Source organism: Blastococcus sp. TF02-8 (assembly GCF_003319175.1).
In the GTDB taxonomy this organism is placed as follows: Bacteria; Actinomycetota; Actinomycetes; order Mycobacteriales; family Geodermatophilaceae; genus Blastococcus.
This window is the reverse complement of the sequence record NZ_QOHK01000011.1, coordinates 19,628-37,796: the sequence shown is the minus strand read 5'-3', so window position 1 is coordinate 37,796 and position 18,169 is coordinate 19,628. Positions and strand designations below refer to the sequence as shown.

The window sequence follows — 18,169 nt, the reverse complement described above, 5'->3', positions numbered from 1 at the left end:
GCGCAGTGCCGGCCGGACCGCGTGGGGCCACCCGGGAATCCCTCCGGCGCCGCCGGTGCTGCTGCGGGCGAGACGACGAGAGGTGAGTGCGGTGGAGAAGCGGATCGGGTTCCTGTCCTTCGGGCACTGGCAGCCCATTCCCGGGTCGCAGGTGCGCGGCGGGCAGGACGCGCTCGTCCAGAGCGTCGAGCTGGCGGTCGCTGCCGAGGAGCTCGGGCTGGACGGCGCCTACGTGCGCGTGCACCACTTCGCCCGGCAGCTCGCCTCGCCGTTCCCCCTGCTCTCGGCGATGGCCGCCCGCACCTCGCGGATCGAGCTGGGCACCGGTGTCATCGACATGCGGTACGAGAACCCGCTGTACATGGCGGAGGAGGCGGCCGCGACCGACCTGATCAGCGGCGGCCGGCTGCAGCTCGGCGTGAGCAGGGGATCACCGGAGACGGCGCTGCGCGGCTCGGAGGCCTTCGGCTACGTGCCCGGCCCCGACAGCACCGACGCCGACCTCGCCCGGCAGAAGACCGGCCTGTTCCTCGCCGCGATCTCCGGCGAGCCCGTCGCGGACGCCGATCCGCGGATGACCGGCGGCATGCCGGGCAAGCTGGCCGTCCAGCCGCAGTCACCCGGGCTGGTCGAGCGGATCTGGTGGGGGTCGGGCACCTTCGCGACCGGGGAGTGGACCGCACAGCAGGGCATGAACCTGATGAGCTCCACGCTGCTCAGCGAGGACACCGGCGTTCCCTTCGACGAGCTGCAGGCCGAGCAGATCGCCCGGTTCCGCGCGGCGTGGGCGGCGTCCGGCCACGAGCGCGAGCCCCGCGTGTCGGTCAGCCGCAGCGTGGTGCCGCTGGTCAGCGACCTGGACCGGCAGTACTTCGGCGACGAGCGGGCCAGCCAGGACCAGGTCGGCCTGCTCGAGGGGGTGCGGTCCCGCTTCGGCAGGAGCTACGCCGCCGAGCCCGATGTGCTGGCCGAGCAGCTGGCGAAGGACGCCGCCGTCCGCGAGGCCGACACCCTGCTCATCACGGTGCCGAACATGCTGGGCGTCGAGTACAACGCCCGCCTGCTGCAGAACATCGTGGAGCACGTCGCGCCGGCGATCGGCTGGCTGCCCCCGGATCAGCGCGCCTGACGGGCTGCCGTCCGTGGTGGTCGAGTGGTCCGCGATCGCGGGCATCGCGCTGGTGGGGCTCGGCCTGGTGCTGACGCCGGGACCGAACATGATCTACCTGGTCTCGCGGTCGGTGACCCAGGGCCGGCGGGCGGGGATGGTCTCGCTGCTCGGCGTCGCCGCGGGGTTCCTCGTGTACCTGGCGGCGGCCACCGCGGGGCTGACGGCGGTGTTCGTCGCCGTCCCGGCCGCGTACACCGTGCTGAAGCTCGCGGGCGTCGGCTACCTGCTGTTCCTGGCCTGGCAGGCGCTGCGACCGGGTGGGGTGAGCGCTTTCGCGCCGAAGGACCTGCCGGTGGACCGGCCCCGCCGGCTGTTCGCGATGGGGTTCCTCACCAACCTGCTGAACCCCAAGATCGCGGTCCTGTACGTCTCGCTGCTGCCGCAGTTCATCGAGCCCTCCGGGGTGCCGGTCGCCCTGCAGAGCCTGGTGCTCGGGGTCGTCCAGATCGCCGTGGCCCTGACCGTGAACGCGCTCATCGTGGTCTTCGCCGGTTCCCTGTCGCGGTTCCTCACAGCGCGGCCGACGTGGCTGCGGATGCAGCGCTGGCTGATGGGCGGCGTGCTCGGCGCGCTCGCCGTCCGGCTCGCCGTGGAGCCCCGGCCGGCCACCGCGGGGTGATCCGGCCGGGACAGCCGGCGCAAAAAAATTGATTGCGCCCGATCCAATCCGGATCTGCGACTGGTCCCGAATGCCTGGTGATCCGACACCCGAGACGCCAGGAGTGATCGCCATGAGCACGACCACCACCAAGAAGTCGATGATCGCCGCGCTCGCCCTCAGCGCCGCCCTCGGCCTGAGCGCCTGCGGCGCCGACAGCACGCCGACGGCCCAGGCCGCCGACACCAGCAGCTCGAGCTCCAGCTCGCGTCCGGAGCCGGTCGCCAGCATCCCCGCCGTCTCCGGCGGCACCACCTCGGTGGCCCTGGACGCCGACTTCGTGAGCGCCCTGCAGTCCCTCGGCCTGACCCCCGGCGTCGTGGGCAACGCGACCCTCACCCCCGAGGGCTCGGTCGAGTTCCCGATCACCGGTGGCACCGTCACCGTGTTCGACCAGGAGAGCGGCTACCGCCCGTGGGTCCAGGGCACGCTGCTGCACCAGAACAGCGGCCTGAGCCTCACCGCCGGTGGCACCACGGTCGAGCTGACCAACTTCACCGTGGACCCGGGCAAGCCGGCCCGCCTGTTCGGTGACGTGTCGGCCAACGGCCAGCAGGTCGTGGCCAGCGCCCCGCTGTTCATCCTCGACGGCCGCACCCTCGAGCCGCTGAAGACCGAGGGTGGCAACGCCGTCCTGCAGGGCACCCAGGTGAAGCTGACCCAGGCCGCCGCGGACCTGCTGAACAAGACGTTCAACACCGACGCGCTGTCCGAGGGCTTCCTGATCGGCGTCGCCACCATCACGGTGCCGACCTCCTGACCCTCCGCACGACCCATGACGGGACGCCGGCCCCTGCGGGGGTCGGCGTCCCGTCGTCGTCCGTGGGGTCAGTCCCGGAGGTCGAACCCGAGGTCGAGCACCGGTGCACTGTGGGTGAGCGCTCCGACCGCCAGGTAGTCGACGCCGGTCCCCGCGACCTCCCGCGCCCGCTCCAGGGTCAACCCCCCGCTGGCCTCCAGCCGCACCCGGGAACCCTGCACCATCTCCACGGCGGCGCGGGTGTCCTCCAGCGAGAAGTTGTCCAGCAGCACCAGCTGCACGCCTGCCTCGATCGCCTCGCGGACCTGCTCGAGGGTGTCGCACTCCACCTCGAGTGCGATCGTCGGCGCGTGCGCGCGCACGGCCTCGACGGCGGCGGTGATCCCGCCGGCCGCGGACACGTGGTTGTCCTTCACCAGCGCGGCGTCGCCCAGCGCCATGCGGTGGTTCTCGCCGCCGCCGCAGCGGACGGCGTACTTCTCCAGCACCCGCATGCCCGGGATGGTCTTGCGGGTGTCGCGGATGGCGGCGGAGGTGCCGGAGACGGCGTCCACCCACCGGCGGGTCAGCGTGGCCACGCCGGAGAGGTGGCCGATCAGGTTCAGCGCCGTCCTCTCCGCGGTGAGCAGCGACCGGGTCGCGCCGGTGACGCTCAGGACCGGCGTGTGCGGGCGCGCCGCCATGCCGTCCGCGGCCTGCAGCGCCAGCTCGACGTCGTCCCCGCCCACGATCGCGAACACGGCCGCGGCCACCGGGACGCCGGCCAGCACGCCCGGGCTGCGCGGAACGATGTCGCCCGTCGTCCGAGCGCCGTCGGGCACCGTCGCGATCGTGGTGACGTCCGGGCCGAGCGCCAGGTCCTCGTCGAGGGCGCGGCGCACCACCCGCTCGACCGTGGCCGGGTCCAGACCGCCCTCGCGGAGGACGTCGGCCACCTCCGCGCGCAGCGGGAACCACTCGGTCATGCCACTCCCTGGGTCCGGTCGGGGCGCGCCGCGCTCCGCGGCACGGTGCGGGTGTGCAGGTGTCCGGAGGCGTCGATCCGGTGGGCCAGCCGCAGCTGCCACTCCGGGCGGGTGCCGGGCGCATCGGCGCGGCGGTGGCAGCCGCGGCTCTCCGCGCGGGCGAGCGCGGCGGTCGCCAGCAGGGTGGCGACGGTGTGCGCGGCCGTGGCCTCGACGGCGGTCAGGGTCAGCGCCTCGCCGTCCGTCCGCGGGACGGCGGCCAGGGTGCCGGCCAGTGCCGCGAGCCCCTCGGCCGTGCGTACCACGCCGGCCCAGCGGCTGGTCGCGGTCCCGATCGCGGTCCGCGCTGCCGGGGCGATCACCGTGCCTCCGCCGGCCGTCCCCGGCCGAGGAGCGGCGGGCGAGCCGGACGGGAGCTGGGCCGCGAGCAGGGCGGCGCACCGCCGGGCGACGACCAGCCCCTCGGTGATCGAGTTGGAGGCGAGCCGGTTGGCGCCGTGCACGCCGGTGCAGGCGACCTCCCCGACCGCGTAGAGGCCCGGCACCCCCGTACGGCCGTCGAGGTCGGCCAGCACGCCGCCGCAGGTGTAGTGCGCGCCCGGGACCACCGGCACCGGCTCCGTCACCAGGTCGCGGCCGGCGGCCCGGCAGGCGGCCAGGATGCCGGGGAAGCGGCGCTCCAGGAACTCCGCGCCGAGCGCCGTCGCGTCGAGGTGCACGTGGTCCGCACCGGTGGCGGTGAGGTGGGCGGCGATCGTGGCGGAGACGACGTCGCGCGGGGCGAGGTCGGCCAGCGGGTGCGCGCCGGTCATGATGCGGCGCCCCTCCCCGTCGACGAGCACGGCGCCCTCGCCGCGCACCGCCTCGCTGATCAGCACCTGCTGACCGGTCACGTCGGGGCCCTGCCAGAGCACGGTCGGGTGGAACTGGACCATCTCCACGTCGGCGACCTCGGCGCCCGCGCGGAGAGCCAGTGCCAGGCCGTCGCCGGTCGCGCCCGCGGGGCTGGTGGCCGAGGCGTAGGTCTGGCCGTAGCCACCGGTGGCGAGGACGACGGCGTGCGCGCGCAGGTCGCCGGCGTCCACGAGCCCGCCGTCGTCGCCCACGCGCGCCACCCGCACGCCGACCACCTCTCCCCGCGCGCTGCGCAGGGCGTCCAGGGCGACGGTGTGCTCGAGCACCTCGACGCCCGCCCCGGCCAGGGCCGCGAGCAGCGTCCGGGTCACCTCTGCGCCGCTGGCGTCGCCCCCGGCGTGCACGATGCGGTCGCGGCTGTGCCCACCTTCTCGGGTGAGCGCCGGCAGGCCGTCGGCGGTCACGTCGAGCCGGGCTCCCAGCTGCTGCAGCAGGGCGATGGCCGCGGGAGCCTCGGCGACGAGCGCGGCGACGGCGGCCTCGTCGCAGAGACCGGCTCCGGCGACGAGCGTGTCCCGCAGGTGCAGTGCGACGTCGTCGTCCGCGCCGAGCACGGCGGCCAGGCCGCCCTGCGCCCAGCGGGTGCTGCCGTCACCGAGCTCGCTCTTGGTGACGACGGCGACCCGGCGTCCGGATCCGGCGAGTGCGAGAGCGGTCATCAGTCCGGCGGCCCCACTGCCGACGACGACCACGTCGGTGCTGCGCTCCCAGCCCGCGGCGGGCAGCGGGAGCGCCGGGACGACCCGCGCGAGGCTGGCGGTCACCTCACTCGCCGACCAGCGACGGGGTGCCGAGCGCGATCATCGCCTCGACGGCGGAGCGGGCCCGGGCGGCGATCTCCGGGTCGACGGTGACCTCGTCGCGCCCCTCGCGCAGCGCGCGCAGCAGCTTTTCCGGGGTCGACATCTTCATGTAGGGGCACTCGGCGCGCGGGTTGACCGGCTCGAACACGGCGGCCGGGTTGGCCTGCCGGAGCTGGTGCAGCATGCCGATCTCGGTGGCGACCAGCACGCGCTTCGCCGTCGTCCGCTTCGCCTGGTCGAGCATCGCTCCGGTGGAGAGCACGTGCACGCGGTCCTCGGGCAGGTCGCCCTGGCCGACCATCCACAGCGCACTCGTCGCGCAGCCGCACTCCGGGTGCACGAGCACCTCGGCATCGGGGGCGTCCTCGATGCTGTGCCGCAGGTCGGTGGGGGAGATGCCGGCGTGCACGTGGCACTCGCCCATCCAGATGCGCATGTTCTTCCGCCCGGTGACCCGCTGCACGTGGGCGCCGAGGAACTGGTCGGGCAGGAACAGCACCTCGCGGTCGGCCGGGATGGAGTTCACGACCTCGACGGCGTTGGAGGAGGTGCAGCAGATGTCGGTCTCCGCCTTCACCTCGGCCGTGGTGTTCACGTAGGAGACGACGGCGGCGCCGGGGTGCTCGGCCTTCCAGGCGCGCAGCTGGTCGGCGGTGATGGTGTCGGCCAGCGAGCAGCCGGCTGCGGCGTCGGGGACCAGGACGGTCTTCTCGGGGCTGAGGATCTTCGCGGTCTCGGCCATGAAGTGGACGCCGGCGAAGACGATCGTGGAGGCGTCGCTGGACGCGGCGATGCGCGAGAGGGCGAGTGAGTCGCCGACGTGGTGGGCGACGTCCTGGATCTGTGCGGCCTGGTAGTTGTGCGCCAGGACGACGGCGTCGCGCTCGGCGGCCAGCCGGCGGACCTCGTCGCGCCAGTCCTGCCACTGCTCCGGCGTCCACTGCGCGCTGGTGGGGTCGGGGAGCGTTGCGGTCACCGGGACCTCCGGAAGAGTGGGTTTCAGACTACGAGGCGAAAACCTCTGCCGAGAAACCTAGCATGGGATCCGTGACATCCGTGTGGTCCTCGCCGGAACGACCGGCCTATCCGCACCAGGCTCTCGCGGTGGTGCTGCAGGTCAGGGCCGCGCGGCTGCACGTGATGCTGTGGCGGCGCGCCGGTGAGCCGTTCGCCGGGGCATGGGCGCTGCCCGGCGGGCCGCTGCTGCCGGAGGAGACGCTCGGGGCCGCGGTGGGGCGCCAGCTCGCCTCCAAGGTCGAGGTCGCCCAGCTCGCGCACCTCGAGCAGCTGGAGACCCGCAGTGACCCCCACCGCGACCCGCGGAGCCGGACCGTCGCCACCGCCTACCTGGGTCTCATCCCCTCCGACGTCGACCCGGTGCTGCCCGAGGACACCGCCTGGCACCCGGTCGACGGGCTGCCGGAGACGGCGTTCGACCACGGCTCGATGGTGGAGTCGGCGCTGGAGCGGCTGCGGGCGAAGCTCTCCTACACGAACGTGGCGTTCGCGCTGACCCCGCCCGCGTTCACCATCGCCGAGCTGCGCGAGATCTACGTGGCCGCGCTCGGCTACGAGGTGACGGCGACCAACCTCCAGCGGGTGCTGCTGCGCCGCGGCGTCCTGGAGCCGACCGGCGAGCTGGCCGCACCCGGTCGGGCCGGCGGCCGGCCCGCGGCCCTCCACCGGTTCGTGACGACGGGCCTGGAGGTCACCGACCCCTTCGCCGTGCTCAAGCCGCCGAACTCCCGCTGATCACCTCGGGCACTCGGGCAGCAGCGGCAGGTCGGGGACGAGGTTGCCCAGGACGTTGCAGCTGATGCCTTCCACGGGGTCGGTCACCGCCGGCGGCGGCGTCGGCGGCGGGGGCAGCTGGGGCACGGGGAGCTGCGGCAGCTGAGGCACCGGGAGCGGGGGCGCCGGGAGAGGGACCGGCGCCGGCTGGGGCTGCGGCGCGGGGGCCGGGGGAGGCGGCGCGGGCTGACCGGCGGACTGCTGCGGGGCACCGTTCTGCGCCGGGGGCGCGGCCTGGCCGCCGTCCTGGGGGCCGGGAGCCGGCTGGCCGGGCGGCGGGGCCTGCCCGACGGTGTCGCCGGAGGCCGGTGTCGTGTCGTCCTCGCCGATGGCGGGACCGGGGGAGGCCGGGGCACGGTAGTGGCCGGTGGGCGGCGGGACCGAGCCGCTGGTGATCCCGTTCAGCGGCAGGTCGGCGACCGGCACGCCCGACGCGTACGCCCGCGCCAGCGCGAGCACCTGGGCGACGTAGGCGTCGGAGTGGTTGTAGGCCAGGACGGCCTTGCGCTGACCGGCGTCGGTGCGCAGGTTGCCTCCCGCGACGCACAGGTAGTTGGCCGCGCCGAGGGCGGCGTCGTCGATGTCGAACGGGTCGGTGCTGCCGTTGCCGTCGGCGTCGATCGCGTAGGACCGCCAGGTGGTCGGGATGAACTGCATCGGCCCGACGGCGCGGTCGTAGGTGCTGTCGTGGTCGAAGCGGCCGTCGTCGGAGTCGCCGATGTAGGCGAACTTGCCCCCGTCGAGCGCCGGGCCGCGGATCTCCGGGACCGAGGTCCCGTCACCCTGCAGGGTCGCGCCGCCGAAGCGGCCGTGGTTGGACTCGACCCGGCCGATGCCGGCCAGCAGCGACCAGTCGATGCCGCACTGGGGCTTCGCGCTGCCCATGCGAGCCGCGGCGACGCGGTAGGCGTTGAGGGCCACGGAGGGGATGCCGTTGGCGGCGAGACCGCTGACGGCCTCCGGTGTGTCCGGCGCCGGCTGGGCCACCTGTGCGGGGGTGTCGCTCAACGTGCGCGCACCCGCCGGGGCTCCGGTCGACAGCGTCGCGATGCCCCAGACGGGGACCTGGTTGTCGGGCATCTCGTCGGCGGACTGCTCGGTCAGTCGTGGTTCGGCCGGTTGGGCCACTCCGGCGACGACCCCGCCCAGCCCGACGAGGACGGCGGCGAGCAGCAGCCCGCGCCCGCCCGGTGACCGGCCCGCGGACGTCAGGGCGCCCCCGCGGCGCCCCTGATCGACACCTGTTCTGCTGGACCTGCGCATCCGTCTCTCCGCATGACCGCTGCTGGATCTGGCCCCGTCCCCCGACCGGTGGCGGCGCGTTACCCGTGACCTGCGTTACTCAATCCCCGGATCGGTGAGGCCGGGAGGAGTTCAGGTCGTCCAGGAAGGACTGCATGTGCGCGCCCGGCAGGGATCGAACCTGCGACCAAGTGCTTAGAAGGCACCTGCTCTATCCGCTGAGCTACGGGCGCTCGGCGCCCGATCATCGCACTCCCCACGGCCGGGTCCACCGGTGCCGCGTACCGGACCGCGGGGAGCCCGGGCGCCGTCCCGGCGCGGTCGGGCACGAGGTGCGCGCCGGGTGACGGCTGGGCGGCTCCATGAGCGGTTCGTACACGCGGGCAGCTGAGCACGAGCCGCCGACGGGCGCTCCTCCTGCGTCCACAGGCACGGAGTCCGTCCACAGATGTCCCGACCCCGCTTCCCGGTGCCCCGACCGCGGAGCACGGTCGTCGCAACCGGCACCGTGCCGGCCGCGCCACCGGGCGCATCTCCCGAGGGAGCACCGTGAACGACACCATCGTCACCGTCGTCGGCAACGTCGTCGACGCACCGCGTCGGAACAACACCCAGAACGGCACGGTCACCAACTTCCGTCTCGCCTCGACCGCGCGCCGCTACGACGCCGGCACCGGGCAGTTCGTCGACTCCGGCACGTTCTGGGTCGACGTGGAGTGCTGGAACGGCCTCAGCAGCAACGTGGCCGGGTCCGTCAGCAAGGGCGATCCCGTGATCGTCCACGGCGCGCTGACCACCGACAGCTGGGAGTCGGAGAGCGGGCCGCGGAGCAAGCCGCGGATCAAGGCCTTCGCCGTCGGCTCCAACCTGGCGAAGGGGATGTCGGTGTTCAAGCGTTCGGCCCGCGCGACCGACCCGGCGGGCACGGTCGACACGAACACCGGCGAGGTCCTCGGTCAGGCGGGCGCCGGCTACTCCGCGGCCGACCGGGAGTACGACGAGGACGGGTCGTCGTTCCCGTCGATGGACGCCGACGCCTCCGAGCAGGAACCGGCCAACGCCTAGTTGCCCCGGGCTGGGAGGATCGAGGGCGAGAACGTAAGGGGTGGGGTCGCGTCCGGCGGCCCCGCCCCCGCTCGCGAGACGACGGAAGGCCCGAGAAGCCAGTGGCTCAGTACATCTACACGATGGTCCGCGCGCGCAAGGCGCACGGCGACAAGGTGATCCTCGACAACGTCACCCTGTCGTTCCTGCCCGGCGCCAAGATCGGTGTCGTCGGCCCCAACGGCGCCGGAAAGTCGACGGTGCTGCAGATCATGGCCGGCATGCAGCAGCCCTCCAACGGTGAGGCGTCGCTGGCGCCGGAGGCCACCGTCGGCATCCTCCTGCAGGAGCCGCCGCTGAACGAGAACCTCGACGTGCGCGGCAACGTGGAGGAGGCCGTCAAGCCGCTCCGCGACGCGCTGCGCCGCTTCGAGGAGGTCAGCGCGGCGATGGGCGAGCCCGACGACGACTTCGACTCCCTCCTCGCCGAGCAGGGCGAGCTCATGGAGGTCATCGAGAACCAGGACGGCTGGGAGCTCGACGCCCGCATCGAGCAGGCGATGGACGCGCTGCGCTGCCCGCCCGGCGACGCCGACGTCACCGTCCTCTCCGGTGGTGAGCGCCGCCGCGTCGCGCTGTGCAAGCTGCTGCTCGAGGCGCCCGACCTGCTGTTGCTCGACGAGCCCACCAACCACCTCGACGCCGAGAGCGTCGCCTGGCTGGAGCAGCACCTGGAGAAGTACGCCGGCACCGTCGTGGCCGTCACCCACGACCGGTACTTCCTCGACAACGTGGCCCAGTGGATCCTCGAGCTCGACCGCGGCCGCGCCTACCCCTACGAGGGCAACTACTCGACCTACCTCGAGACCAAGGCGGCGCGCCTCCAGGTCGAGGGCGCCAAGGACGCGAAGCGGCAGAAGCGCCTCAAGGAGGAGCTGGAGTGGGTCCGCTCCGGTGCCAAGGCCCGCCAGGCCAAGAGCAAGGCACGACTGGCCCGCTACGAGGAGATGGCCGCGGAGGCCGAGAAGTTCCGCAAGCTGGACTTCGAGGAGATCCAGATCCCGCCGGGCCCGCGCCTGGGCAGCGTCGTCGTCGAGACGAAGAACCTCACCAAGTCCTTCGGTGACCGCGTCCTGATCGACGACCTGTCGTTCACGCTGCCGCGCAACGGCATCGTCGGTGTCGTCGGCCCGAACGGCGTCGGCAAGACGACGCTGTTCAAGATGCTGGTCGGCGAGGAGAAGGCCGACGGCGGCGAGATCAAGGTCGGCGAGACGGTCAAGCTCTCCTACGTCGAGCAGAGCCGCAGCGGCATCGACCCGAAGAAGACGCTGTGGGACGTCGTCTCCGACGGCCTGGACCACATCAAGGTCGGCAACGTCGAGATGCCCTCGCGGGCCTACGTCGCGGCGTTCGGGTTCAAGGGGCCGGACCAGCAGAAGCCGGCCGGTGTCCTCTCCGGTGGCGAGCGCAACCGGCTGAACCTGGCCCTGACGCTCAAGCAGGGCGGCAACCTGCTGCTCCTGGACGAGCCGACCAACGACCTCGACACCGAGACGCTGACCAGCCTGGAGAACGCGCTGTTGGAGTTCCCCGGTTGCGCCGTGGTGGTCAGCCACGACCGGTGGTTCCTGGACCGCGTGGCGACCCACATCCTCGCCTACGAGGGCGACTCGAAGTGGTTCTGGTTCGAGGGCAACTTCGCCGACTACGAGAAGAACAAGATCGAGCGCCTCGGGGCCGACGCGGCACGCCCGCACCGCGCGACCTACCGCAAGCTCACCCGCGACTGACGCGTCAGCGGTCGCCGACACCCGTGCCAGGCCGGTCCCCTCGTCGGAGGGGACCGGCCTGACGCGCATCCGGGCGCCGCGTCCGCGTCAGCCGAACCCTCGGACGAACTGGCGCTGGCCACGGGTCTCCACCGCTCGCCGTCGGTAGCGGGCACGGACGAAGGCGACGGCCTCGTCCGGGGGTATCCCGTCCAACACGGCCAGGCAGGCCAGTGCGGTCCCCGTCCGCCCGGTGCCACCGCCGCAGGCGACCTCCACGCGCTCGGTGGCGGACCGCTCCCATGCCTCCACCAGCGCCGTTCGCAGTTCCGCCGGGTCGCGCGGCAGCCGGAAGTCCGGGCAGCGGATCCACCGGCTCTCCCAGTCCGTCGGCGGGCCCGGGTGCCGAGCCAGGTACACGCCGAGGTCCGGGAGCGCTCCCGGCGGCCGCGGTGCTCGCAGCGATCGACCGCGCACCAGTCGACCCGAGGGCAGCATCAGCACGCCGGGGGCCGCCGGGTCCCACGGCTCGCTCACGCACCCGAGGCTAGGGCGCGCTTGTCGCGGCTCAGGGGACGACGGCGCGGCTCGACCCTCGGCGCCGCCTGGCCCCGAACGCCGGTCCGTAGGGCAGGGTGCTCACCGTGAGGCACACCGTGCAGGTCCCGATGCGCTGGTCGGACATGGACGCCTACCAGCACATCAACAACGTGGCCTTCCTCGGCTACTTCGAGATGGCGCGGGTCAACCTGTTCTTCGAGCAGCCGAGTCACGACGAACGCACCGGGCTCCGCCGCGGCCTCGTGGTGGCCTCGCACGAGATCGCCTACAAGCGCCCGGTCGTCTACTCCCGCGACCCGCTCGAGGTGCAGCTGTGGGTGTCCGGCGTTCGCGCGGCCGCCTTCACCTGCCACTACGAGCTCTTCGACCACGGCGCCCTGGCCGTCACCGGCAGCACCCTGCTCGTTCCGTTCGACTTCGCGCTGAACCGTCCTCGCCGGCTCACCGCCGAGGAGAAGGAGTTCCTTGCCCGCTGGACCGACGAGCCGGCGGCCTGAGAGGTTGCCTCCGGCACGCTCGGGCTCTGCTGACCGGTGCACGCAGAGTCGGAGCTTCCGGGGTGGTCGCTCTAGCCGTTGACGATGCGCGGAACCGGCCGGTCGGCGCCGGTCGGAGCGCCGCGACGGGCAGCCTCCTCGTCCGACACCGGCCGGACGACCGCGCCCTCGGTGACCGTCCCGCCGCCGAACACCGCCGCATTGATCCCGCCGCGGTGCACCATCGCCTTGACCAGCTTCAGCCCGGTCAGCCGCTCCAGGTGCGTGCAGGGCGGGCAACGCTTCATCCCGAACAGCAGCGCGTCGCCCACCGCGAACCACCCGCCGACCAGGGAGGGCAGCGCGATGCCGCTGGTCACCAGGTTGCGCCGGGTGTCACCGGGGGAGAGCTCGGCGCCCACCTCTGCGGCGACGGCGGCCACGTCGTCGGCGTCGATCAGCGTCAGCTGCTTCTCCAGGTCCGGGTACTGCGCCCAGGTGCCGCCGCCGAGCGCGTAGCGGTCACCCTCCAGCCCGACTCCGGGCCGCAGGCGGCCGCTCGGCACCCGCCGCATCGGCGCGGCCGCCGTGCCGGTCAGCCAGATCTCCCGAACGGCCCCGGTCACGCGGCCAGCCTCGCGCGCCGTCCGCCCCGGCGCACGGGGACGTCGTCGGCTCCCCGGGCGTCCAGTGCCTCGCCGACCGTCGTCGCCATGCGCAGCACCTCGATCAGCAGCGGAACGGCCATGCCCAGCCGCACCCGGCTGCCACCGCGGGCTGCCTGGGCCTCCCTGATCCGCGCCGCCTTGTCGGCGACCAGCGGGATGAAGCGCAGCGTCATCGCGAGAACCAGCCCGATCCGGTCCGGACGCACGCCGACCATGCGCAGGGGCGAGGCCAGCCACTCGATCACGGCCACCATCGCCGTCACCCGGGTCGTGGCGGTGACGACGGCGGCGGCGACCAGCAGCGCGAGCAGCCGGAGGACGGCGACGGTCCCGGTGCGCAGGTCCGTCGCCAGCAGGTGGAAGCCGAACAGCAGCGCCAGCCACAGCCACACCGGCCGGACCTGCACCGCCAGTGCGAGCCAGGGCAGGTGCGCGACCGCGACGCCGACGACCAGGGTCAGCAGCAGGGCGCCGGTCATCAGCACCGGCGAGTCGCCGAGGAAGAGCCCGACGCCCAGCGCCGCCAGGACGGCGAGCTTCAGGCCGGCCCGGACCCGGTGGACGACGCTGTCACCCGGCACGTAGAGCGACAGCATCAGCCCATCCTCGCCACGTACCAGGGCACGGTCTCGGCGGGCGCGCCGTCGGCGACGACCTGCCCGTCCTCGACCACCAGCACGCGGTCGAATCCGTCCAGCAGGTCGAGGTGGTGGGTGACGACCACGACGTCCTGCTCCAGCTCGTCGATCACCCTGGCCACCCGGCGCGTGTTGGCCAGGTCCAGGAGCGTCGTGGGCTCGTCGAACACGATCCGCTGGGGGCGCATCGCGAGCACCCCGGCGATGGCGAGCAGCTGCTTCTGGCCGCCGGAGAGGAGGTGCGCCGGGTGGTCACGGTGCCCGGCCAGGCCGTAGCGGTCCAGCATCTCCTCGACCCGGTGGGCCACCTCGGCGTCGTCCAGCCCCTGGTTGTGCGGACCGAAGGCGAGGTCCTCGGCGACGGTCGGGTGCACGATCTGCGCGTCGGGGTCCTGGAAGACGAACCCCACCCGGCGGCGCACCGCTCGCACCTGGGTACGGGTGTCCAGCCCGTCGACGCGGACCGTTCCGGAGGTCGGGACCACGAGCCCGTTGAGCAGCCGGGCGAGCGTGCTCTTGCCCGACCCGTTGCCCCCGATGACGCCGACCCGGTGCTCGGTCAGGGTCAGCGTGACGCCGTCGAGGACGACGCGCTCCCCGAAGGCGTGCCGGACGCCGCGCAGCTCGATGCCGGCACCGGTCGCGACCGCGTCGTCGGCGCCCCCGGCGGCGCGCCGTCCCCAGCGCACCGGGGTCAGCCCGCGGTGGCGCGCCGGCTCGGCAGCTCGATCACCGGGTAGGCGCGGCGGACCGCGACGGCCACCACGGAGGCGGCGACGGCCTTCACCAGGTCACCCGGGATGAAGGTGAACGAGCCGGTGAAGGAGGCCCAGAGCGAGACGTCGCCGAACAGGGCGGTGAAGGGGATGCCGATCGCGTAGATGACCACGATGCCGCCGATCATGTTGGCGACCAGGGCCCAGGCCAGGTTGAACCGCTTCCAGAACAGCTGGGTCAGCAGGCCGATGACGAAGGCGGCGATCGGCCAGCTGTACAGGTAGCCGGCAGTGGGGCCCGCGAAGACGGCCAACCCTCCCCGCCCGCCCGAGAGCAGGGGCGCGCCCGCGGCGACCAGCGCCAGGAAGACCAGCAGCGACAGTCCACCGCGCTTCGCCCCGAGCACCGAGCCGGCCAGCATGACGCCGAGCGTCTGCGCGGTGATCGGCACGGGCAGCCCCGGGACGTTCACGGGCGGGAGCAGCCCCAGCACCGCGACGATGGCGGCGAACAGGGCGACGTAGGCGAGATCCCGGGACTTCACGCGGCGGAAGGTACCGGAGCCGTTCCGCACGCCCGCCCGGCGGTCACCCCTGCAGCCACACCGCGGTGTCGGGCGTCACGCTGCCGCCGTCCACCGGGGCGCTGCTGAGCAGCACCTCGCCCTCGGGGAGGGGAACCGGGGCCTCCGAGAGGTTGACGAAGCAGACCAGGCCGCCGGGCCGCCGGAAGGCGACGCAACGGTCGGGTGCCTGTAACCACTGCACATCCTCGCCCGTGAACAGGGACGACGCGCTGCGCAGCGCGAGCGCCGTTCGGTACAGCGACAGCATCGAAGCGTCGTCCGCCGCCTGCGCCTCGACGGTCAGCGGGCCCCAGCCGGCCGGCATCGGCAACCAGGTGTCGGGGCGCGAGGAGAACCCGTAGGAGGGTTCGGTGCCCGACCACGGGACCGGGATCCGGCAGGCATCACGCCCGCGCTCGGCGCCCTCGGAGCGGAACCAGATCGGGTCCTGCAGCACCTCGTCGGGGAGGTCGACGTCGGGCATGCCGAGCTCGTCGCCGTTGTAGAGGTAGGCCGCTCCGGGCAGCGCGAGCTGGAGGAGCGCCGCCGCGCGTGCCCGCCGCGTGCCCAGCTCACCGCCGCCGTAGCGGGTGACGTGCCGCGGCCGGTCGTGGTTGGACAGCACCCAGCAGGCCGGGGCCGGCGTCCCCGAGACGGCGGCCAGCGAGTGGGTGATCGCATCGCGCAGGTTCTCCGCGGTCCACTCCGCCGTCAGCAGCTTGAAGTTGAAGGCCAGCTGCAGCTCGTCCGGCGCCAGGTACTGGGCCAGCCGGTCGTCGTCGGAGACCCAGACCTCGCCGACGGCCATCGTGCCGGGGTACTGGTCGAGCACCGCCCGGATCCGCCGGTGCACCACGTGCACGCCGTCCTGGTCGAACCGGTGGTCGCCCGGCCCGTGGTCGTCGAGCAGACCGGTGTCGTCCATCGGCACCATGTCGGGGAGCCCGTAGGGCTTGGCCATGCCGTGGGCGACGTCGATGCGGAAACCGTCCACACCACGGTCGAGCCAGAAGCGCATCGTCTCCTCGAGGTCGGCGACGACCTCGGGGTTGGCGAAGTTCAGGTCGGGCTGCTCCGGGGCGAAGATGTGCAGGTACCACTGGCCGTCGGGCACGCGCGTCCACGCCGGGCCGCCGAACACCGAGGGCCAGTTGTTCGGCGGCTCGCGGCCGTCGGTACCGCGGCCGTCGCGGAACAGGTACCGGGCCCGCTCGGGAGACCCGGGCGCCGCGGCGAGCGCCGCCCGGAACCACTCGTGGTCGTGCGAGCTGTGGTTGGGAACCAGGTCGACGGTCACCCGGATGCCGAGCGCATGTGCCTCGGCGAGCATCGCGTCGAACTCCGCGAGGTCACCGAACACCGGCTCGACGTCGCGGGGATCGGCGACGTCGTAGCCGTGGTCGGCCATCGGGGAGGGGTAGAACGGGGTGATCCACAGCGCGTCGACCCCGAGGTCGGCGAGGTGGGGCAGCCGGGACCGGATGCCGGCCAGGTCGCCCACGCCGTCGCCGTTCCCGTCGGCGAAGCTGCGGATGTAGATCTGGTAGAAGACCGCGTCCCGCCACCACTGCGACTCCATGGACGGCCTTCCTGCAGAGGCCCGACGAGAGCCTGCGAGCGGTGGGGGAGCGAGATCCCTCAGCGGTTCTGCATGCTGCGGGCCGCCATCTCCAGGTAACCCCACAACGTCGCGTCCTGCTCGGGAGGGAGCTCCAGGGAGTCGACGGCGTCGCGCATGTGCGACAGCCAGGCGTCCCGCTCGACCGGACCGATCGCGAAGGGGGCGTGCCGCATCCGCAGCCGGGGATGTCCGCGCTGCTCGGAGTAGGTCGTCGGGCCACCCCAGTACTGCTCGAGGAAGCCGCGCAGCCGCGTCTCGGCGCCCTCCCAGTCGTCCTGGGGGTACATGGGCTGCAGCACGGGGTCGGTGCGGACGCCGGCGTAGAAGCGCTGCACGAGCGTGCGGAAGGTGGGCTCGCCCCCCACCTCGTCGTAGAAGGACCGCGCCGACGGCAGCGACCGCCTCGACTCGCTCATGCCCCGGATGCTCCCTCAACGTCGACCGCGGCGGGCACCTGGTCGCGTGTCCGCCGATAGGCCACCAGCGTCGGCGCGACCGCGATCATTCCGAGGCCACCCGCCACGGCCACCACCACGGCGGCGCCCACCCCTTCGGCGGCCACGCCGGAGACGAGCGCGCCCAGGCCCTGGATGCCGGAGAGCCCGCTGGCCGCCACCCCGAACGCCCGGCCCCGGTAGGCGCTGGGCACGGCCTGCACGAACGCGACGTTGAGCGGGATCGTCCACGCGCCGGCCAGGCCCGAGAAGAAGAGCAGCACGACGACGGCCCAGAAGGTCGCCGGGGAAGGGGCGGCCACGACGGCGACCAGGCCGGCCGCCAGTACCGCGAGCAGCGAGGCGACCACGAGCGGGCCGACCAGCCGCTCGCGGCGGTGCGGCGGCACGAGCCGCGCGATGACCAGGCCGCTGATCGTCAGCCCCAGCGGATTCGCGGCCAGCAGGACGCCGACCGCCGTCTGCGTGCGGCCGAGCTCGTCGACCAGCGGTGCGGCGATGCCCTCTGGTGCGTACAGGAACCCCGTCGCCAACCACGCGACGCCGACGATCGCCAGGAGTCGCGGTGTCCGCCGGATGAAGCGGAGCCCTTCCACGGCGTCACGCCACAGCGTCGTCGGCTGGTCGCCGATCTCCGAGGCCGGTGCCGGACGCCGCTGCAGCCCGGCCCACAGCCACACCGCGGAGACGAGGAAGGTCGCCGCGTCGACGAGCAGGGCCGTGCTGGGGCTGAACACGAGCAGCAGGGCACCGCCGGCCAGGAAGCCGCCGACCTGCGCGAGCTGCACCGTGATGCCGGTGAGCGAGGTGGCCACGGCGTACCGGTCGCCGTCGAGCACGTCGGCCATGAGCGCGGACCGGGCCGACTCGAACGGCGGCGCGCACAGCCCGACCAGGAAGAGCAGCACCAGCAGCAGCCACAGCGGGACGCCGGGCAGTGCCATCAGGGCCACCACGACGGCGCGGGCGGCGTCGGTGGCGATCAGCACCCGGTGGCGCGGGAACCGGTCCGCCAGCACCGACAGCAGCGGGCCGCCCAGCAGCCAGGGCAGGTAGCCGATGGCGAAGGTGAGCGCCGCCAGCAGGGGGGAGTCGGTGCGGGCGTAGACGAGGACGGTCAGCGCGACCCGCGCCAGCTCGTCACCGGCCGCCGACAGCAGGAAGGTGCCGAAGAGGGGGCGGAACTCGCGCACCGCGAACACCTCGCGGAACGTCGCCTGACGCAGCGAGGAGGACGCCGTCCCCGACGCGTCCGTGCTCATGCCAGCACGGTGGGTGATCCGGTCATTACCGAAATACTGACAGGTCGGCGGCGCGCCGTCAGCAGGGCACCGCGCGTGTCCGACC

At 73.4% G+C, this 18,169-nt stretch carries 19 protein-coding genes and 1 tRNA gene; 7 read left to right on the top strand and 13 right to left on the bottom strand.

What is annotated here, in order from left to right; genetic code table 11:
* Positions 1-91: 91 nt before the first annotated feature.
* From DQ237_RS17350 to DQ237_RS17340, 3 genes are all read left to right on the top strand, one after another.
* Positions 92-1,129, top strand: coding sequence for an LLM class flavin-dependent oxidoreductase (locus DQ237_RS17350; RefSeq protein WP_113801400.1), 1,038 nt, complete (start codon positions 92-94; stop codon positions 1,127-1,129).
* 13 nt (positions 1,130-1,142) lie between these two features.
* Positions 1,143-1,790 carry a LysE family translocator gene (locus tag DQ237_RS17345; protein ID WP_205730267.1) on the top strand — a complete coding sequence of 216 codons (648 nt, stop codon included), beginning with the start codon at positions 1,143-1,145 and terminating at the stop codon, positions 1,788-1,790.
* 112 nt (positions 1,791-1,902) lie between these two features.
* Positions 1,903-2,589 carry a hypothetical protein gene (locus DQ237_RS17340; RefSeq protein ID WP_113801399.1) on the top strand — a complete coding sequence of 229 codons (687 nt, stop codon included), beginning with the start codon at positions 1,903-1,905 and terminating at the stop codon, positions 2,587-2,589.
* Between the two features lie 68 nt (positions 2,590-2,657).
* Here DQ237_RS17340 and nadC read toward each other — a convergent pair whose 3' ends face one another.
* From nadC to nadA, 3 genes are read right to left on the bottom strand one after another with little or no spacing between them, the layout of a single operon-like run.
* Complete coding sequence (nadC, locus tag DQ237_RS17335) at positions 2,658-3,554, bottom strand: carboxylating nicotinate-nucleotide diphosphorylase (RefSeq protein ID WP_113801398.1); 897 nt, start codon at positions 3,552-3,554, stop codon at positions 2,658-2,660.
* Positions 3,551-5,233 (bottom strand): L-aspartate oxidase, encoded by a 1,683-nt coding sequence (locus DQ237_RS17330; RefSeq protein ID WP_113801397.1) that lies wholly within the window; start codon positions 5,231-5,233, stop codon positions 3,551-3,553. Before DQ237_RS17330 ends, nadC begins: the two co-directional genes overlap by 4 nt.
* A 1-nt stretch (position 5,234) precedes the next feature.
* Positions 5,235-6,248 carry a quinolinate synthase NadA gene (gene nadA, locus DQ237_RS17325; RefSeq protein WP_113801396.1) on the bottom strand — a complete coding sequence of 338 codons (1,014 nt, stop codon included), beginning with the start codon at positions 6,246-6,248 and terminating at the stop codon, positions 5,235-5,237.
* Positions 6,249-6,310: 62 nt separating this feature from the next.
* On the opposite strand from nadA, the gene DQ237_RS17320 reads away from it, so the two are divergent.
* On the top strand, positions 6,311-7,024 hold the full coding sequence (locus DQ237_RS17320) for an NUDIX domain-containing protein (protein WP_166509665.1): 714 nt from the start codon (positions 6,311-6,313) through the stop codon (positions 7,022-7,024).
* On the opposite strand, the gene DQ237_RS17315 is transcribed toward DQ237_RS17320, so the two are convergent.
* A complete protein-coding gene (locus DQ237_RS17315) occupies positions 7,025-8,326 on the bottom strand; it encodes a lytic transglycosylase domain-containing protein (protein ID WP_113801395.1) in 1,302 nt (433 codons plus the stop codon).
* 139 nt (positions 8,327-8,465) lie between these two features.
* Positions 8,466-8,538 (bottom strand) — tRNA-Arg (locus DQ237_RS17310).
* 316 nt (positions 8,539-8,854) lie between these two features.
* Here DQ237_RS17310 and DQ237_RS17305 point away from each other — a divergent pair.
* Both DQ237_RS17305 and ettA read left to right on the top strand, forming a co-directional pair.
* Complete coding sequence (locus DQ237_RS17305) at positions 8,855-9,370, top strand: single-stranded DNA-binding protein (protein ID WP_113801394.1); 516 nt, start codon at positions 8,855-8,857, stop codon at positions 9,368-9,370.
* 101 nt (positions 9,371-9,471) lie between these two features.
* On the top strand, positions 9,472-11,142 hold the full coding sequence (gene ettA, locus DQ237_RS17300) for an energy-dependent translational throttle protein EttA (RefSeq protein ID WP_113801393.1): 1,671 nt from the start codon (positions 9,472-9,474) through the stop codon (positions 11,140-11,142).
* 87 nt (positions 11,143-11,229) lie between these two features.
* Here ettA and DQ237_RS17295 read toward each other — a convergent pair whose 3' ends face one another.
* Positions 11,230-11,658 (bottom strand): protein phosphatase, encoded by a 429-nt coding sequence (locus DQ237_RS17295; RefSeq protein WP_113801392.1) that lies wholly within the window; start codon positions 11,656-11,658, stop codon positions 11,230-11,232.
* A gap of 107 nt (positions 11,659-11,765) precedes the next feature.
* On the opposite strand from DQ237_RS17295, the gene DQ237_RS17290 reads away from it, so the two are divergent.
* Entirely contained in the window at positions 11,766-12,179 is a 414-nt protein-coding gene (locus DQ237_RS17290; RefSeq protein ID WP_113801448.1) for a thioesterase family protein, read from the top strand.
* Between the two features lie 71 nt (positions 12,180-12,250).
* On the opposite strand, the gene DQ237_RS17285 is transcribed toward DQ237_RS17290, so the two are convergent.
* Genes DQ237_RS17285 through DQ237_RS17255 form a run of 7 tightly spaced genes read right to left on the bottom strand, consistent with a single transcriptional unit; the run spans position 12,251 to position 18,084 of the window.
* Entirely contained in the window at positions 12,251-12,784 is a 534-nt protein-coding gene (locus DQ237_RS17285; protein ID WP_166509664.1) for an MOSC domain-containing protein, read from the bottom strand.
* A complete protein-coding gene (locus DQ237_RS17280; protein ID WP_113801391.1) occupies positions 12,781-13,422 on the bottom strand; it encodes an energy-coupling factor transporter transmembrane protein EcfT in 642 nt (213 codons plus the stop codon). The genes DQ237_RS17285 and DQ237_RS17280 overlap by 4 nt, the downstream gene beginning before the upstream one ends.
* On the bottom strand, positions 13,422-14,153 hold the full coding sequence (locus tag DQ237_RS17275; protein ID WP_113801390.1) for an energy-coupling factor ABC transporter ATP-binding protein: 732 nt from the start codon (positions 14,151-14,153) through the stop codon (positions 13,422-13,424). The genes DQ237_RS17280 and DQ237_RS17275 overlap by 1 nt, the downstream gene beginning before the upstream one ends.
* 5 nt (positions 14,154-14,158) lie before the next feature.
* The gene (locus DQ237_RS17270) at positions 14,159-14,725 is read right to left on the bottom strand and encodes a biotin transporter BioY (RefSeq protein WP_113801446.1); all 567 of its coding nucleotides are present in this window, start codon (positions 14,723-14,725) and stop codon (positions 14,159-14,161) included.
* 43 nt (positions 14,726-14,768) lie between these two features.
* Positions 14,769-16,325, bottom strand: coding sequence for a glycoside hydrolase family 13 protein (locus tag DQ237_RS17265; protein ID WP_113801389.1), 1,557 nt, complete (start codon positions 16,323-16,325; stop codon positions 14,769-14,771).
* 59 nt (positions 16,326-16,384) lie between these two features.
* Positions 16,385-16,783, bottom strand: a complete 399-nt coding sequence (locus tag DQ237_RS17260; protein ID WP_113801388.1) for a globin — start codon at positions 16,781-16,783, stop codon at positions 16,385-16,387.
* Positions 16,780-18,084: an MFS transporter gene (locus DQ237_RS17255; RefSeq protein WP_113801387.1), complete on the bottom strand. Its 1,305-nt coding sequence runs from the start codon at positions 18,082-18,084 to the stop codon at positions 16,780-16,782. Before DQ237_RS17255 ends, DQ237_RS17260 begins: the two co-directional genes overlap by 4 nt.
* Positions 18,085-18,169: the final 85 nt, after the last annotated feature.

Bases quoted from the DNA above. Each gene is read 5' to 3' on its own strand.
- DQ237_RS17340 (WP_113801399.1), top strand. From the start codon at position 1,903: ATGAGCACGACCACCACCAAGAAGTCGATGATCGCCGCGCTCGCCCTC.
- nadC (WP_113801398.1), bottom strand. From the start codon at position 3,554: ATGACCGAGTGGTTCCCGCTGCGCGCGGAGGTGGCCGACGTCCTCCGC.
- DQ237_RS17320 (WP_166509665.1), top strand. From the start codon at position 6,311: ATGGGATCCGTGACATCCGTGTGGTCCTCGCCGGAACGACCGGCCTAT.
- DQ237_RS17315 (WP_113801395.1), bottom strand. From the start codon at position 8,326: ATGCGCAGGTCCAGCAGAACAGGTGTCGATCAGGGGCGCCGCGGGGGC.
- DQ237_RS17280 (WP_113801391.1), bottom strand. From the start codon at position 13,422: ATGCTGTCGCTCTACGTGCCGGGTGACAGCGTCGTCCACCGGGTCCGG.
- DQ237_RS17265 (WP_113801389.1), bottom strand. From the start codon at position 16,325: ATGGAGTCGCAGTGGTGGCGGGACGCGGTCTTCTACCAGATCTACATC.
- DQ237_RS17260 (WP_113801388.1), bottom strand. From the start codon at position 16,783: ATGAGCGAGTCGAGGCGGTCGCTGCCGTCGGCGCGGTCCTTCTACGAC.
- DQ237_RS17255 (WP_113801387.1), bottom strand. From the start codon at position 18,084: ATGAGCACGGACGCGTCGGGGACGGCGTCCTCCTCGCTGCGTCAGGCG.